1 protein-coding gene is annotated in these 387 nt (G+C 49.1%); it reads right to left on the bottom strand.

The features are described 5' to 3' along the window. The coding region (locus EMN46_RS19365; RefSeq protein WP_154202654.1) for a radical SAM protein at nt 1–387 on the bottom strand (387 nt) is incomplete at both ends.

The following is a 387-nucleotide window of genomic DNA, read 5'->3' as shown; positions in this document are numbered from 1 at the left end:
ACCGGATATTCCCAACCGAGTTGGGTGTACTTGTTCACGCCCATCTTGTGGTATGGAAGCAGATCCACCCCTTTGAAATTTTTAAGATCCTGATAAGGCTTGAGCATTTTCACAAGTTGCAGAACTTCTTCTTCGCCGTCGTTTACGCCCTTGAGCATGGGCATTCTGATCTTGACGTTGTTCCTGTTCTCAAGGAGCCAGATCAGATTCTGGAGAATCATCTCATTACGCACACCGGTAATTTCGCGATGACGCTCGGAATTCATGTGTTTGACGTCGTAAAGGAAGAGATCCACGAATGGAGCCACTTTTTCGATAACTTCAGGACGGGCATAGCCGCAGGTCTCAATGGCGGTGTTGATGCCGCGCTGCTTGCAGGCCTGAAGC

Source organism: Ancylomarina sp. 16SWW S1-10-2 (assembly GCF_009669305.1).
Classification (GTDB): Bacteria; Bacteroidota; Bacteroidia; order Bacteroidales; family Marinifilaceae; genus Ancylomarina.
The sequence above is the reverse complement of the archived record's forward strand: the minus strand, read 5'-3'. Positions and strand labels throughout refer to the sequence as shown.